This is a genomic window from Ruegeria arenilitoris (genome assembly GCF_013035315.1).
GTDB classification, from domain to species: Bacteria; Pseudomonadota; Alphaproteobacteria; order Rhodobacterales; family Rhodobacteraceae; genus Ruegeria; species Ruegeria arenilitoris_D.
Map to the genome: position 1 here is coordinate 487,540 of NZ_WQHP01000001.1, position 15,695 is coordinate 503,234.

A 15,695-nucleotide genomic window follows, 5' to 3' on the forward strand; every position below is an offset into this window, starting at 1 on the left:
TCTAGCGCATTACAAAAGGGTTCGCCATCGGCTCTTGCGCCGTGCTGATCCAGGTCGTCTTGGTTCTGGTGTAATCCAGTATCGCCTCGACCCCTGCTTCGCGACCATATCCGGACTGATTGAACCCGCCAAACGGCGCGATCGGAGAGATCGCACGATAAGTGTTCACCCAGCAGATCCCGGCCTTGATCCGTTTCGACACTCGATGCGCCCGCGCAAGGTTTTGAGTGAAAACTCCGGACCCCAACCCATAAGGCGTTTTGTTGGCCAGGGCGACGGCCTCTTCTTCGGTGTCGAATGGCAGTAGCGACATCACCGGCCCGAACATTTCAATTTTCAGCGTTTCGGTCTCGGGCGACGTACATTCTACCAGAGTTGGGTTCATGTAGTTCCCGGGACGATCGGCAACTTCTCCGCCAAAATGGATCACGGCGCCCTGCCCTTGCGCCTTGCTCAAAGTGTCTTCGATCTTGCGGACCTGCGCCGCCGTGCAAAGCGGTCCGACATGGGTTTCGGCGTGCAAAGGATCACCTAAACGGATGGCACCGGCTTTTTCTGCGATCCGTTCGATAAGCGGCTTTAGGATAGACCGATGCACCAACCCGCGTGTACCCGCCACGCAACTTTGGCCTGACGCGCCAAAGTTTCCTGCGATCAAGCCATTGGCCGCGCCATCCAAATCGGCATCGTCGAACACAAGGACCGGCGACTTCCCTCCTAGCTCCAGCGACGTGACGGCGAAATTCTCGGCCGAGTTGCGCACCACGTGACGCGCAGTTTCCGGCCCACCGGTAAAGGCGATACGGTCGACATCTGGATGTCGGGTCAACGGGATGGCGCAGTTCTCAGCGTCCCCGGCGATGACGGACACAACGCCGGGCGGAAACCCCGCCTGTTCGATCAGCTTAGCGAATTCCAGCATCGGAGCTGGCGCGACTTCAGACGCCTTCAACACAACAGAACATCCAGCTGCCAGCGCCGGACCCAGCTTGGTCGCGGTCAGGAACATCTGGGCGTTCCACGGCACGATCGCAGCGACAACGCCAATCGGTTCGCGCGTGGTAAAGACATGCATATCGGGTTTATCGATGGGCAAAACTGTCCCTTCGACTTTGTCGGCAAGCCCGGCATAATAGCGGTAGTAGTCGGCGACATAGCCGGTTTGCGCCGCCGTCTCCGCCAACAATTTGCCGCTGTCAGTCGTCTCCAACTCACCCAAACGAGCGGCGTTCTCAGCCACCAGATCCGCGAGCCGGTACAGCAGTTTTCCCCGCTGGGTTTGCGTCATATCCCGCCATTCCGGATCGTTCAGAACGCGTTTTGCGGCTGCAATGGCCCGATCGACATCCTGAGGCGCGGCACAGGCGAACGTGGCCCATTCCTGACCGGTCGCCGGGTTTTCGGACATCATGACCTGCGCCTCAGATCCTTCGGTCCACTCACCATCGATGAAAAGCTGAAAATGCGGTAGGTTTCCCATGATGGTCCTCACTGAAATGCCGGCATAACGTCGTCGATGAACCGCGCCAGCGAGGCGCGCTTGCGTTCGTTGGTCATACCGCTGTCGACCCAGAACGAGAATTCATCATAGCCCAGATCCTCGTACCGTTTGATCCGGTCTATCACCTGCTGAGCGGTTCCGACGGTCAAGTCCTGCGCCAGTTTCTCGTTGGTATAAACTGGGTTCCCGTCCATTTCGGTCTCGGAAATCGGTTCGATCAGACCCTGTTGGATCGGTCGCTTGTTCAGGAACCACGCGCCGAAATAGTTGTAGTACCGGCGCAGGTCGTTCACGCCCTGTGCTACGTCCTCATCGTCTTTTCCGACATAGGTGTGATGCAGCAGCATGATCTTCGGGCGGGGACCCGAGTAGCTGTCGCACGCATCATTGAACCGACCCATAAGGGTTTCGATTTCTTCCATACCCTGCCACAACGGTGTGACCTGAATATTGAACCCGTTGTGGACCCCGAACTCATGGCTGTTTGGGTCACGCGCCGCAATCCAGATCGGCGGACCATCATCCTGATAGGGTTTCGGCGCTGAAGTCGCGGCCGGGAAAGCATAAAACTCACCTTCATGGGCACAATCACCCTGCCAGATCTTTGGCAACAAAGGGGTAGATTCGCGCATTCTCTGCCCGGCTTCCCAAGCATCCATCCCCGGCATCAGGCGTTCGTACTCAAAGGAGTAAGCGCCACGGGCCACTCCCAGCTCAATGCGCCCCTTTGTCATCTGATCCGCTGCGGCTGCCTCGCCTGCAAGTTTGATGGGGTGCCAAAACGGAGCGATAACAGTGCCCGTCCCCAGCCGCACGTTGCGTGTGTGATGCGAAAGATCGACCAGCGAAAGAAAAGGGTTCGGTGCGATTGTGAACTCCATCCCATGATGCTCGCCCGTCCAGACCGCGCGCATTCCCCCATCGTCGGCCATTTTCACCAGTCTGACGAACTCATCGTACAGCACATCGTGCGGCTGGTCCGGCGTCAGACGTTCCACATGGGCAAACAGTGAAAACTCCATCAAATGGCTCCTTTACCGAAAACTGTGAATTTCGCCGCGTTCGGCGTCGCCAAGATAAAGCCCGAAAACGCCTTCGCGGGCTTCAACGGCATAGCGGGTCATCATGTGGTGGATACCCCGGCTGGCATAGGTCAGATCAGGCAGGTCGCTGACGCTGATCCACTCGGCATCATCCGTCGGAGTGTTCCGATCGGAAGAGGCCAGAAAGAACGTGTAGTGCAGGTTCGTTTCGATATCGTTGAACGAAGAATAGACCTGTTCGATCTGCGCGTTGATGCCGCGTCCGGATAAACCCTCAGCCAGTCGGTTGCGTTGCCCGCCGGGTTCGACGCTGGCGATTTGGACCGGTCGCAGCGCTCCATCGTTTCGTTCCAGCAGCACCTTGCCGTTGGCCTCGATAATCGCCCCGCAGACTGTTGGCACTTTGGCGTCCATCTCGCGTTCTAGGCCAAGGCTGAAATAGGATCCATTCACGTAGCCAAGACCGTTCCCCTTGGCGTGAGTGAATGCATTGACCTTACCGATCAGGACCGTGTGATCTCCGGCTGGTATTGCCTGATGCGTTTCACAGCAAAACTGAGCCAATGCGCCATCAATCAAGGGCAACCCGTGATGGCCCTCGCTATTTGCAGCCTTCGCGAAACGATCGCCTTTGAAACCCGCAAAAGTGTTCGAGATGTCTTGCTGTCCGTCTGCCAGTATATTCACGGCGAAATGCTCGCATTCCGCAAAATTGTCGTGGCTCGACAAAAATTTGCCGGGACACACAAGTAACAACGGTGGATCTAGGGACACGGACGAGAAAGAGTTGGCGGTAAATCCAACTGGCGCTCCGGATTTATCGCGGGTCGTAACGACCGTTACGCCTGTCATGAAACTGCCGAACGCATCGCGCAGGGCTCGGGTATCGATTTCTGTCACGGCAGGCACCTCCGAACAAAACTCAGCAAACTGGAATTGACCTCGAACGGATGTGTCATGGGCATCATGTGCGCCGCATTCGCGATGACTTCTACCTGCCCTTTTGGTGCCAAAAGGGCCATGTCGCGCGACATCCGGGGTGTCGAATTGGGCTCTTCCTCGCCCGTTAGAAAAAGAGCAGGACAGTTAGTTTGCGCCAGTTGCGTGTCGGCTGGCCCATCACTTTCGGCAAAGACAGTATAAGCCGCCTTGTACGCAGCCGGATTGACCTCTTGGAGCCAACGCAAACAGGCAGCAAATTCCTCCGACGGATTGCCGCCGAACCAGCGCTGCAAGGTCGCAGTCGGGTCATTCGTTCTCGTTTCATCCAACGCAGCGGCGCGTGACAACACAGCCTTTTGGGCTTCCGGCGAACGTCGGTAGACAGCGTTCAGCGCCGCCACACCTTTCACCTGTTCGTGGCCGGACGCTGCGATATCCAGCGCAATCAATGCGCCCATCGAATGGCCAACCAGAACGACCGGTTCGTTCATTATGCCCGTGACCAGACCAGCATACCCTTCCAACCCGATGGAATTGCAAAACTTAGATTCCCCATGCCCGGGCATGTCGGGGCACAAAACGCGATACCCGGCCCCGCACAGTGCATCGATCTGCGCGCCCCAGGCTTCGGCCCGCAGCCCAACTCCGTGGAGCAGCACCACAAGCGGACCCTGGCCCGCCTCAATTGCGGCCAGATCGCCGAAGTCAGACCGAGGCCGGGTTGTCCACGTCATGGCCCAAATCCTTCAAGTCCTGATAACGGTCTCCGATACGGTGATGCGGGCGGCCCGTGGTCGCGCCCCCCAGAACCACGACAATCTCATCGGCACGCGGAGCATCGGGAATGGCAAATTGCAGCGTTAGGTAATGTGACCGGCGGCCCACGTCGTTCTTGTCCATCAGCGGCACCATGATCGGTGCGTTGGCGGCACCCCGGGTGTTTGTGAACGACAGGTAAGACTTTGCGCCAACGGCTTGCCGGAAGATGTTCCCGAAGTGCAACGTGTGGATCAGTCCCGAGGCATGTTCGACCTCTCCGTCCAATCCCACAACTGCGGCTTTTCCATAGGCTTCGATTGCCTTGCCATCTCCGGCAAGTGCGATCACCCGACTGGACAGTTCTTTGCCCAAGATCGGGCCATAAGCCAGAATTTCCGGACGCAGGTCCGCGACGTACCGACCGGCCCAAGGGTTGGCGACAACCGCCGCCACAGCGAACATACGCCACGGACGGTCAGCTTTGCGGTACCCTTCGACAAAAACTTCCTCATCGAATGTCACTATTTTTCGAATTTTCGGCTGCACGGTTTCCCCCAATCTTGAGTTTAGGAAATATCATTTGCCGGCCTGCTCTTTGACAAACGAAAGAAGTTGGGTCTTAGGTATAAACAACACTACTAGGTAACTTGCAGATGCCCAAAACCCTGCCCCCCCTTACATGGTTCCGATCCTTCGAAGCTGCGGCGCGGAGGCTCAGTTCAACCGCTGCCGCGGATGAAATCGGGTTGACCCAATCCGCTGTAAGTCAGCAGATCAGATCGCTGGAATCGCGCCTTGGTGTTGTTTTGTTTCATCGGCATCCGCGCGGCCTGTCGCTGACGGATGAGGGTCGCAAACTGCTACCGCAGGTCGAAGCCGCACTTGAGATGTTGCAAAACGCGGCCTCGCCTTATCTGACCGAAGAACGCGCGCGACACGTCACTGTGGCGGCCTCGATTAGTGTCATTGAGTGGGTAATCTCTCCGGCCCTGCCCAGGTTCCAGGAACAACACCCAAACACGTCAGTGCGTTTCGTCAGTACAATCTGGCCGGATGAGTATTCTGCACTTCGGGCGAACGTCGAGATTCGGTTCGGGTCGGAAAAACAGGTCGGGCGTGACGCGCTTCCTTTGAAGCCTAACCACCTTATCGCTGTTAAGGCTCCCGGCCTGAGCGGAGAATTCAAGGACCTGCCGTTGATCGAAGCCGTAGGAACATCCGACAACTGGACCTCTTGGTCCGAAGCCACAGGTCACGCGATCCACGCACCGGCGTTTTTCGTCGATTCCTATGGCTTGGCTCTGCAATTGGCCTCGACCGGTAGCGGGGTGGCACTTGTAAATTCTTTGATCGCTGAACACGCCCTGAATTCAGGCCAGGTTGAGCGCATTTTCGATGCATCCGCGACAGCAACCGAGGGGTATTTTCTTGCTAAGCAAGACACGACGCCCGAGGTTGATGCATTCGTATCTTGGTTTTTACAATTGATACCTGAAACAGCACCCGAAAGGGTCTGATTCAGACATGTCGATGTCGCATCTGAGGATATCACCCTGCAAAAAAATAGTGAATTCTGGCAAAAAAGGTCCGATTCATGCGATATTCCGGCTTTCGAGTCATCAAAGAGGCGCTTACCGGCCACAAAGGGTGGAAACCGGTCTGGCGTGACCCACAACCCAAGGCCCATTACGACATCATCGTCATTGGCGGCGGTGGTCATGGACTGGCGACTGCGCACTACCTGTCCAAAGTCTATGGTCAGCGCAATGTGGCCGTGGTCGAAAAGGGTTGGATCGGCGGCGGCAATGTCGGGCGGAACACGACTATCGTCCGCTCGAACTATATGCTCGATGGGAACGAACCGTTCTATGAGTTCTCGATGAAGCTGTGGGAAGGTCTTGAGCAAGACCTGAACTACAACGCGATGATGAGCCAACGCGGGATCCTCAACCTGTTCCACTCGGATGCGCAACGTGATGCTTACACCCGCCGCGGCAACGCCATGATCCTGCACGGCGCGGATGCCGAACTGCTGGATGCCGATCAGGTGCGCAAGGAACATCCCTATCTGAATTTTGACGACGCGCGCTTTCCGATCAAGGGAGGGTTGGTTCAGCGCCGCGCCGGAACGGCGCGTCATGACGCGGTCGCCTGGGGTTTTGCCCGATCCGCCGACAGCCACGGCGTGGACATTATCCAGAATTGTGAGGTCACGGGCCTGCGCATTGAAAACGGCAAGTGTCTGGGCGTTGAGACCTCAAAAGGCTTTATCGGGGCCAACAAGGTCGGCTGCGCGGTTGCCGGCAACTCGGGCCGCGTGATGGGGATGGCCGGAATGCGTCTGCCCATCGAAAGTCACGTATTGCAGGCGTTTGTGTCTGAAGGTCTGAAACCTGTCCTGCCCAGCGTCATTACATTTGGGGCCGGGCATTTCTATGTCAGCCAGTCCGACAAGGGTGGGCTGGTCTTTGGCGGCGATATCGACGGCTACAACACCTACGCCCAACGCGGAAATCTGCCTGTGGTCGAAGACGTTTGTGAGGGCGGGATCGCCCTGATGCCGATGATTGGTCGTGCGCGCCTGCTGCGCATGTGGGGCGGTGTGATGGATATGTCGATGGACGGCTCGCCGATCATCGACCGCACTCCGGTCGAGGGGCTCTATTTCAACGGCGGCTGGTGTTATGGCGGGTTCAAGGCGACCCCGGCCTCTGGCCATTGCTTTGCGCATCTGCTGGCAAAGGACGAACCGCATCCCGTCGCCACGGCTTACCGTTTGGACCGCTTCCGCACCGGTCGTCTGATTGACGAAAAAGGCGTGGGCAATCAGCCCAACCTGCACTGAGGGGAGCACGAGTATGATTATCAACCACCCCCTTTTGGGCCCGCGCGACGCCGCTGAATTCACCTATTTGGGCGACGCCTCCATGATCGACCGCCCCGACTGGCAAGCCGAGGACGCGGCCGAGGCGTTCTATGACTACGCCTATCTGCGCGACAACCTTGCAGGCGAGCACAGAGAGCTTTGGTATCACGAGGCGGGCGACCGATCATGGCTGGTTGTCACGCGCGACACCACCACACACGAGATTTCCAAGGTAGAACTGGCCCGCGACGTGGCCCGCGCGCGGGGGAGATCCAAATGACCCAAAGCAACCGACTGAGCGGCGGCCAGATCGACCGCAACACCACTGTAAACTTCCGGTTCGACAATCGCAGCTATACCGCCCATCCCGGCGATACGCTGGCCTCGGCGCTGCTGGCAAATGACGTGCGGCTGATCGGGCGGTCGTTCAAGTATCACCGTCCGCGCGGGCTGCTGACTGCGGGGTCGGAGGAACCGAATGGCATCGTCGAGCTGCGCACAGGTGCCCGCAAAGAACCAAACACCCGCGCCACGACAATCGAGATGTTCGACGGGCTGGAGGCAACCTCGCAGAACCGCTGGCCGAGCCTGAAGTTTGACGCCTTGGGCGTGAACGATCTGTTTTCGAACTTCCTGTCTGCCGGGTTCTATTACAAGACCTTCATGTGGCCGGCGGCCTTTTGGGAAAAGGTTTACGAGCCGATCATCCGCCGTGCCGCGGGCCTTGGCTCACTGTCGATGGAAGATGATCCGGACGAATATGACAAAGGTTTCCGCCACTGCGATCTGCTGATCATTGGCGCGGGTCCATCCGGTTTGATGGCCGCGCTGACCGCAGGACGCGCCGGAGCGGACGTCATTCTGGCCGACGAGGATTTCCAGTTTGGCGGACGTTTGAACAGCGAGACACTCTCGGTCGGCGATCAAAACGCCAGCGATTGGGCCGCGCAGGCCGTAGCCGAGCTGAGTTCTATACCCAACGTCCGGCTGATGCCCAGAACCACCGTCATCGGCGCGTTCGATCATGGTATCTACGGCGCGGTCGAGCGGACTGGCGACCACCTGCCCTCTCTGCCCGCCGGTAAGCCCCGCCAGATCTTGTGGCGTATCTATACCAAGAAGGCACTTCTTTGCGCGGGCGCAACCGAACGGCCTATCGCGTTCGAGAACAACGACCGTCCCGGCGTCATGATGGCCAGTGCGCTGCGGACCTATGCCAACCGGTTTGCCGTCACTGCGTCATCCCGTGTCGCGATCTTTACCAACAACGATGACGGTCACCGTACGGCTGCAGATCTACACGCCAAAGGTGTTCACATCTGCGCCGTTGTCGACGTGCGCGAGGATGCTCCGGTTAACTACGACTACGAAGTCCTCAGCGGCGCGAAAGTCATTGATACCAAGGGGCGCTTGGGATTGACCTTCGTCGAGGTCGCCCTGCCCGACGGCTCGACCCGAACGCTGGATTGTGGCGCGCTGGGCGTGTCCGGTGGCTGGAACCCGAACGTTCACCTGACCTGTCATCAACGGGGACGCCCGGTCTGGAACGAGGCTCTGGCAGCTTTTGTACCCGGTTCGAACCTGCCTGTTGGTCTGACCGTCGCTGGGGCTGCGAACGGCCGGATGTCGACCTTTGGTGCGCTGCAATCCGGGGCCGAGGGTGCTGCGGCGGCATTGGACCTGAAAGGTGCCCCGCCCAAACTACCCGAGGCCGAAGACGCCCCGGTTGCACAGAAACCGTTCTGGTATGTCGAAGGGTGCAAACGCGCCTGGGTAGATCAGCAGAATGATGTGACCGTCAAAGACGTCAAGCTGAGCTACCAGGAAGGGTTCCGCTCCGTCGAGCACCTCAAGCGGTATACGACGCTGGGCATGGCGACTGATCAGGGCAAAACCTCGAACATCACCGGATTGGCGATCATGGCCGAGGTTGCCGGAAAGTCGATCCCTGAAACGGGAACGACGATCTTTCGTCCGCCATATACCCCCGTTCCGATCAGCACCTTCGCAGGCCGGATGAAAGGACAGGAATTCCACCCGACCCGCCTGACGCCATCACATCACTGGGCCAAGGAACGCGGCGCTGTGTTTGTCGAGGCTGGCAACTGGTTGCGCGCGCAGTGGTTTCCCCTGCCCGGCGAGACCCATTGGCGGGAGTCCGTGGATCGAGAGGTGCGGCAAACCCGTGCGTCGGTCGGCGTCTGCGATTGTACGACGCTGGGCAAGATCGATGTTCAGGGCACCGATGCAGCCGAATTCCTGAACCGCGTTTACGCCAACGGCTTCGCCAAACTGGCCGTGGGCAAAACTCGCTATGGCCTGATGCTGCGCGAAGACGGCATGGTGATGGATGACGGCACTGCCGCACGTATGGCCGAGGATCATTTTGTCGTCACAACCACCACAGCCAATGCCGTAAGTGTCTATCGACACATGGAATTCGTGCGCCAATGCCTGTTCCCGGATATGGACGTACAGCTGATCTCGACCACCGATTCGTGGGCGCAATATGCGGTTGCCGGGCCAAACTCGCGCAAGCTTCTGCAAAAGATCGTCGACCCCGAGTTCGACATCTCGAACGAGGCTTTCCCATTCATGGCCTGCGGAAACATCACCGTTTGCGGCGGGCTGCGCGCACGGTTGTTCCGCATCTCCTTCTCAGGCGAGCTGGCGTTCGAAATCGCCGTTCCCGCGCGGTATGGCGACGCCCTGATGCGGCGCTTGATGTCCGAAGGAGAAGAGTTTGATGTTGTTCCCTATGGTACCGAAGCGCTGGGCGTGATGCGGATCGAAAAGGGCCACGCGGCAGGCAACGAACTGAACGGGACCACCACGGCGCTGAATCTGGGCATGGGCAAGATGGTGTCCAAGAAGAAGGACAGTATCGGCTCGATCCTGTCTGAACGCGAGGCTTTGGTGGAACCGGACGTTTTGCGGCTGGTGGGCCTGAAACCCGTATCCCCGGAAGACAAAATCACCCCCGGCGGTCATCTGATGAACGCCGCCGGTCCGGTCGATGCGGCAAATGACCAAGGCTACGCCACCTCGGCTGCGTACTCACCCATTCTGAACAGCAATATCGGGCTGGCACTTTTGAAGGACGGCGCAAATCGGTTGGGTGAGAAAATGAGGCTTGTGTCTCCCCTGACCGATTTGACCGTCGAGGTCGAAATCGTGTCGGCCCATTTCGTTGACCCTGAAGGAGAGCGTCTGCGTGCATGATCTAATTGCAATAACCGCTTTGGGCGGGACAACGCCGCGTGTCGACACTGTTGCCGGGGTCACCTGCACGGAAAATCCCGCCGTTGCGCTTGCGTCCGTCGCGGCGCGTCTGGGACAGGAAGCCAAGGCTCAGAAGGCCCTGGCCAAACTGATCGATGCTTCTGCGCCTGATGTTGGACAACATGCCGGGGGGACAATCGCCGCCTTCTGGTCTACCCCGGATCAATGGATGATCGAGGCACCTTTCGAGAGCCACGAAGATCTTGCCGATCAAGTCAATTCAGCCATGGGCGACAGCGCCTCGGTAACCGAGCAGACGGACGCATGGACCCGGTTTGACCTTACAGGCGACCCATTGGCGTCCGTGTTAGAGCTTTTGTGTATCCTCGATCTGCGCAAGATCAGCGCGGGCAGCGTCGCGTGCTGTTCGATCCACCATGTCGGCTGCTTTGTCCTGTGCCGGTCACCGGAAGAGTTCAGCATCTACGGCCCGCGATCTTCGGCAGGCTCACTGCACCATGCAATTGTCACAGCAATGCGGTCGGCGCTTTAGGCCCCGCCTCAGACCGACGGCAAGGGCGCATTGTCTTCGACGCGGAATCGATTGATTCTGCGTCGATCTTCGCTGGGGCTTAACCCAAAGGCTGACCGATAGTGCGTGACCAATGGCGCGACGGATCCGTATCCTATGGCCGCGGCAATCTCTGCGATCGGGTCTTTTGTATAAACAACCATCTGCCGCGCCGCCTTCATCCGCATGGCCCGGTAATAATGGCTGGGGCTTTGCCCCGTCGCCTGCTTGAACGCACGCTCTACCTGACGCGGTGTGACGCCAATCTTCTCGGCCACTTCCGCAATCGAAATCGGCTCGCTCATATTCCCGGCAAACAGGTCGACGCAGCGTGACACCAGTGGCGGAAGACTGTCGCCCGTATCCGGCATGGTCGCGGTCGGAACCTGTTGACGCACTCCTGCCCCGCGCATCATCGGGTGCTGAAACCAGCAAGCGACCTCATGAGCGACATCACCGCCCAACCGGTCCTCGATCAGATGCAGGGCCAGGTCGAACCCTGCCGCCGCGCCGGCTGCAGTGTAGCGCGTCGAGGTCTTGACGATCACCTCACTACGAGCGTCAACTTCAGGAAACTCAGCCAAAAACGCAGCTTCATAGCACCAGTGGACCGAAACGGGCTGCCCTCCCATCACACCGGACCGCACTAACGGAAAAACTCCACCGCTGATCCCACCCAGCACAGAACCGTGACGCCCAAGGTTTCGCAGAGCACCGTTGCCCAAGGTTGCATCATCAAACCCCGATGTTGGACTGCTGAGTAGAAAAAGGATGTCGATGCCCCTGCATTCGGTCAGCGACCGCTCAGCTTCAAACCGGACCCCGGCGCTGGATTTTACCTTTTGGCCATGCTCGGACAGCAAGGACCAACTGAACGCCTCTTGCCCGGCAATTTCATTGGCCGCCCGCAACGGCTCGATCACCGAGGTCAGACAGGCCATTGGAAAGCCGTCAAACAGCAAAAAACCTATTTCGATTTTGTCTTCCTTGCGCATTAAGCCGTCCTAAAAAGAGTCCCTCATCAGAACCAATACAACTATAACAATACCCGTTGCGCCGCGTGCTCAGTTATCCCAACCCGAAACCTAGCGCCATACGCTTTCGCCGGCGTTTAATCGACTGGCGGAATGCCCAGTCCGAGAGCAGGGTCAGCGGAATCAGAACGCGCTCACCCAAACCGTCAATGATCGCTAGTTTTCCGCCACGTTCTTCGGCACGCACAACGTTATCAAAGGTCAAATCGCCAACAATGATTCTGCCGCGTTCAAGTTCGTCCAAAAGTTCCATTAACTCATCACGCAGTTCTTTGGACTTGTGCAAGTTGCCAATGGCCGCAACCCGCTCGGTTTCTAGGGTCGGGGCAAGCTGACCATCCGGCCCAGTCAGTTTTTCCACAACCAAAGCAGGCCCAAGCGTGGTTACTGCAAAACCTTTAAATTGCGCCAAACGTTCAATTTCCGGGACGTTGCGATTGAGTGCAGCAAGGTATTCGTTAGCTTCGCGGTTCCACTGGCGAAGGTTGCCATAGCGGCGCTCTGCATAGCGTGGGATCAAGTGATTGCGGACAGGTTTGTCCACCCGCACCTTTAATATGGACAACTTATCGAGCGGATGCTGAAATATCTTATAATTGCGGCTGCTGCACAGAGGCTCAATATTTTTCAGTTCAATCATTCTTGAGGTCTACCCTTCGCCCAGCAAATTGCAGAATATTGCGTTACGTTTCAGGCTAGTGACGCTACATGTTGTTTGGGGTCATATTCAAGGGGTTATCGGGACAAACGAATTCAAACCAAGGCAACATACCGTGTTTTGAGCGTTCAACGAAAATACCAATGTTAGTTAAAATCCCATTCTTCGGCCCTGATCTTGCACTTTGCACCTAAATGTATACAATTGCATACAGAACGAGCTTAACCCAGATGGAATCCAATTTGCTCTCTGCAAATCCACATTATCCAGCGGTGTTTCAGAAACTGAACACGCTTCTGATTGCCGGATTGGGCACTGCGGTGTTCTGGTTTTTGAACCTACCGCTGCCTTTCCTGTTCGGCCCCATGTCGGCCTGTCTTATCGCGGCTCTAGCGCATGCACCGATACGGGATTTCGGTCAGGTCTCGGTTGCGGCCAGAACGATCCTTGGCGTCGCCGTTGGCGCATCCATTACGCCCAGCCTGTTTGCCGAACTGCCCAAGATGGCGACATCGCTCTTGCTGGTCCCGGTCTTTATCCTACTGATCGCGCTGGTCGGCGTCCCGTTCTTCCGCAAGTTCTGGGGATTTGACGACAAAACTGCGTTCTACGCGGCAATGCCCGGTGGCTTTCAGGACATGGTCATCTTTGGCACAGAGGCCGGTGCAAATCCGCGCGTGCTGTCATTGGTACACGGGACGCGGGTTCTGATCATTGTCACGTTGGCGCCCATCTTCCTGACGGTGTTTTACGGAGCCGAGTTGACCAATCCGTTAGGCGAACCTGCCTCGGCCCTGCCCCCGCACGAACTGATCCTTATGGTCATTGCGGCTTTCATTGGCTGGAAGGGCGGAGAGAAGATCGGCTTGTTCGGCGCCTCCATCCTTGGGCCATTGATCCTGACCGCGGCGCTGTCACTCGGGGATTTTATCCATACGCGCCCCCCGCGCGAGGCGATCTTGTTCGCGCAGTTCTTCATCGGCTGTGGGATTGGCGTAAAATTCGTAGGCGTCACCTGGTCGGAGCTCCGGCGCGTTGTGGCAGCAGGATTCACCTACGTAATCCTACTAGCCGTTCTGGCCGCAGCTTTCACATTCGTTGTCACGGCAATAGGGTTGGGCCAACCGGTCGAAGCGTTCCTGGCCTTTGCTCCGGGCGGTCAGGCTGAGATGACGGTGCTGGCCATCGTGTCAGGCGCAGATCTGGGATACGTGGTCACGCACCACCTGACTCGGATCGTCGTGGTAATCATTGGCGCACCAATTGCGGCCAGCCTTCTTGTGCGCTGGTCAAGATCGGGGAAGTAGGCGTAAGCCTCCAGTGTTTCTGGCTGGTTGGCCTTCACTCTTTCCAGTTGAAGACCCGGCGGACCGATCAATCCTTTTTGTTTACAGGCGAAGGCGCAGGTCCTTAGTATCAAATCACTTTATTCCGATCTTTAAATCATGGATGTGACGCGATGTCTGACACACTTGATCTTCACAAGTTCGAAAATCTCAGCCCATTTCAAATCAAAGACGAACTCATCAAACTGGCGCAAAAAGAGTCGCGCCAGATGGCACTGCCCTATCTGAACGCAGGGCGCGGCAACCCCAACTGGATCGCCACCAAAGCACGTGAGGCGTTTTTCCTGCTTGGCCAGTTCGCCATGACAGAGGCGCAGCGGCATCGCAATGAACCCGAGGTCGGCCTGGCGGGCATGCCACAGGGACCGGGCTGCTACGACCGGCTCAAGGCCTATTGCCAGGCATCGCAAGACAGGAACGGCCCTCCGGGCGCGGACACGCTGACCGCCGTGGTCGATTTCGCAATTGAAAAGTTCGGCTTCACACCTGACGATTTCGTACTGGAACTGACCGACGGCATCATCGGCGACCATTATCCAATACCTGACCGCTGCCTGCAGCACAACGAGGCGATCGTCCATGAATACGTGATGTGGGCCATGTGCTCGGGGCACAGGCCCGACGCCAAGTTCGACATCTACGCGGTCGAAGGCGGAACTGCGGCGATGTGTTATATCTTCAAAGCGCTCAAAAACCAGAGGCTGCTCAATGCCGGTGACACAATCGCCCTGGGCACTCCGATCTTCACGCCTTACCTCGAAATGCCTGTGCTTGAGGATTACGGGCTGAATGTTGTGGATGTCTCATCGGAAGAAGAAGACCATTTCCAGCTTACCGACGACGATCTAGAGCAACTGGCCGACCCAAAGGTCAAGGCGCTGTTTCTGGTCAACCCGGGCAACCCGTCCTCGGTTGCAATTAGCCCCGAAGTGATGGTGCGATTGGTCGAATTCGTAAAAACGCGCCGTCCTGATCTGATTATCCTGACAGACGACGTTTACGGAACTTTCGTTCCGAACTTTGAGTCCGTAATGGGCCACCTGCCCGAGAACACCATCGGCGTTTATTCATACTCAAAGTACTTCGGCTGCACAGGCTGGCGGTTGGGTGCGATTCTGGTGTCTCAGAACAACATCTTTGACAAGATGATTGCCGAGGCCTCCGAGGACGTCAAAGCCGTCGTGAATGCCCGGTACGAGACGCTGACACCCGACCCGTCCTCGTTCAAGTTCATCGACCGGATCGTGGCTGATAGCCGCGATGTGGCCTTGAACCACACGGCAGGCCTTTCGGTGCCGCAACAGGTGATGATGACGCTGTTCTCGCTGGTCGAGTTGATGGATGAAGAGAAACACTATCAGGCGTTCTGCTGGGGTATCCTCAAGCATCGTTTTGACGAATTGGTCGAAGGTCTGGGGATTGAGGTGCCGGACAATCCGCTGTTCGACAAGTACTATGGCATCATCGACTTTGAATTCTGGCTGCGGAAATACGTCGGCGAAGATGTGGTGGAATGGATCAAGGAAAACGTCCATCCGCTGGATATCTCGTTCAAACTGGCGCAGGACCACGGGATCGTGTTGCTGAACGGATCGGGGTTCGATGCGCCGAATTGGTCCGCTCGGGTATCCTTTGCCAATCTGGATGACAGCGCCTATCGGCAGATCGGTCGGGCTGTTCGCGCCGTCGCCACGGGATATGTGCAAGCCTATCGCGCCTCAAAAGGGCTGCCCTTGCACGGCTGAGAACAACT

At 57.6% G+C, this 15,695-nt stretch carries 14 protein-coding genes; 7 read left to right on the top strand and 7 right to left on the bottom strand.

Translation table 11 applies throughout. From position 1 onward, the window contains the following. Window position 1: 1 nt before the first annotated feature. From GOV53_RS02435 to GOV53_RS02455, 5 genes are read right to left on the bottom strand one after another with little or no spacing between them, the layout of a single operon-like run. A complete protein-coding gene (locus tag GOV53_RS02435) occupies window positions 2–1,480 on the bottom strand; it encodes an aldehyde dehydrogenase (RefSeq protein WP_170464024.1) in 1,479 nt (492 codons plus the stop codon). A gap of 8 nt (window positions 1,481–1,488) precedes the next feature. Continuing rightward, entirely contained in the window at window positions 1,489–2,523 is a 1,035-nt protein-coding gene (locus GOV53_RS02440; RefSeq protein WP_170464026.1) for an LLM class flavin-dependent oxidoreductase, read from the bottom strand. 12 nt (window positions 2,524–2,535) lie between these two features. After that, window positions 2,536–3,444: a flavin reductase family protein gene (locus GOV53_RS02445; protein ID WP_170464028.1), complete on the bottom strand. Its 909-nt coding sequence runs from the start codon at window positions 3,442–3,444 to the stop codon at window positions 2,536–2,538. Next, on the bottom strand, window positions 3,441–4,220 hold the full coding sequence (locus tag GOV53_RS02450; protein WP_170464029.1) for an alpha/beta fold hydrolase: 780 nt from the start codon (window positions 4,218–4,220) through the stop codon (window positions 3,441–3,443). Before GOV53_RS02450 ends, GOV53_RS02445 begins: the two co-directional genes overlap by 4 nt. Next, window positions 4,192–4,791 (bottom strand): amino acid synthesis family protein, encoded by a 600-nt coding sequence (locus GOV53_RS02455; RefSeq protein ID WP_170464031.1) that lies wholly within the window; start codon window positions 4,789–4,791, stop codon window positions 4,192–4,194. The genes GOV53_RS02450 and GOV53_RS02455 overlap by 29 nt, the downstream gene beginning before the upstream one ends. 107 nt (window positions 4,792–4,898) lie before the next feature. Here GOV53_RS02455 and GOV53_RS02460 point away from each other — a divergent pair, with 107 nt between their 5' ends. From GOV53_RS02460 to GOV53_RS02480, 5 genes are all read left to right on the top strand, one after another. Then, complete coding sequence (locus tag GOV53_RS02460) at window positions 4,899–5,762, top strand: LysR family transcriptional regulator (RefSeq protein ID WP_170464033.1); 864 nt, start codon at window positions 4,899–4,901, stop codon at window positions 5,760–5,762. Between the two features lie 77 nt (window positions 5,763–5,839). Then, window positions 5,840–7,090, top strand: a complete 1,251-nt coding sequence (locus GOV53_RS02465) for a sarcosine oxidase subunit beta family protein (protein WP_170464035.1) — start codon at window positions 5,840–5,842, stop codon at window positions 7,088–7,090. Window positions 7,091–7,103: 13 nt separating this feature from the next. After that, window positions 7,104–7,391 carry a sarcosine oxidase subunit delta gene (locus GOV53_RS02470; protein WP_170464036.1) on the top strand — a complete coding sequence of 96 codons (288 nt, stop codon included), beginning with the start codon at window positions 7,104–7,106 and terminating at the stop codon, window positions 7,389–7,391. Continuing rightward, a complete protein-coding gene (locus GOV53_RS02475; RefSeq protein WP_170464038.1) occupies window positions 7,388–10,333 on the top strand; it encodes a sarcosine oxidase subunit alpha family protein in 2,946 nt (981 codons plus the stop codon). The genes GOV53_RS02470 and GOV53_RS02475 overlap by 4 nt, the downstream gene beginning before the upstream one ends. Beyond that, the gene (locus GOV53_RS02480) at window positions 10,326–10,886 is read left to right on the top strand and encodes a sarcosine oxidase subunit gamma (RefSeq protein WP_170464040.1); all 561 of its coding nucleotides are present in this window, start codon (window positions 10,326–10,328) and stop codon (window positions 10,884–10,886) included. The genes GOV53_RS02475 and GOV53_RS02480 overlap by 8 nt, the downstream gene beginning before the upstream one ends. Before the next feature lie 8 nt (window positions 10,887–10,894). Here GOV53_RS02480 and GOV53_RS02485 read toward each other — a convergent pair whose 3' ends face one another. Continuing rightward, window positions 10,895–11,899 (bottom strand): GlxA family transcriptional regulator, encoded by a 1,005-nt coding sequence (locus GOV53_RS02485; protein WP_170464042.1) that lies wholly within the window; start codon window positions 11,897–11,899, stop codon window positions 10,895–10,897. 73 nt (window positions 11,900–11,972) lie between these two features. After that, window positions 11,973–12,578, bottom strand: a complete 606-nt coding sequence (locus GOV53_RS02490) for a YrbL family protein (RefSeq protein WP_170464044.1) — start codon at window positions 12,576–12,578, stop codon at window positions 11,973–11,975. A gap of 248 nt (window positions 12,579–12,826) precedes the next feature. Here GOV53_RS02490 and GOV53_RS02495 point away from each other — a divergent pair, with 248 nt between their 5' ends. Continuing rightward, window positions 12,827–13,903, top strand: coding sequence for an AbrB family transcriptional regulator (locus tag GOV53_RS02495; RefSeq protein WP_170464046.1), 1,077 nt, complete (start codon window positions 12,827–12,829; stop codon window positions 13,901–13,903). 152 nt (window positions 13,904–14,055) lie between these two features. Further along, the gene (locus tag GOV53_RS02500) at window positions 14,056–15,687 is read left to right on the top strand and encodes a bifunctional aspartate transaminase/aspartate 4-decarboxylase (RefSeq protein WP_170464049.1); all 1,632 of its coding nucleotides are present in this window, start codon (window positions 14,056–14,058) and stop codon (window positions 15,685–15,687) included. Window positions 15,688–15,695: the final 8 nt, after the last annotated feature.